This window comes from Salmonella sp. SAL4457, from assembly GCF_046548235.1.
GTDB lineage: Bacteria > Pseudomonadota > Gammaproteobacteria > Enterobacterales > Enterobacteriaceae > Salmonella > Salmonella enterica.
Window position 1 is genome coordinate 1 of sequence record NZ_JBGDZO010000414.1, and the last position, 276, is coordinate 276.

Consider the following 276-nt stretch of genomic DNA (forward strand, 5'->3'; position numbering starts at 1 on the left):
AGCGAAAGCCGCCCATGCGTACCGGGGTGGTCCAGTTCAGCGCGCCGTTGACGTAGTCGCCCAGTTGGTAGCTGTGCATGTTGCGTTCGTCGTTGTACAGCCAGTAGGTGTCGTAGCGCAGGTAGCGGCTGTCGAGGTTGTCGGCGTCGCAGAAATAGCGGGTGTAGACGCCGGTGTTGGAGATCACCCCGAAGCCGTCGAAGAGGCGTTGCTCGAGCAGCGCGGAAAGCCAGGGCGTGGCGCCGTCGGCGGGGTCCGAGTAGTACAGGTCGTAGT

General features: G+C 63.4%; 1 pseudogene. It reads right to left on the reverse strand.

The window, feature by feature from the left end:
- A pseudogene (locus ACLJNW_RS24860) lies at nt 1-276 on the reverse strand (fimbrial biogenesis outer membrane usher protein); the annotation flags it as partial.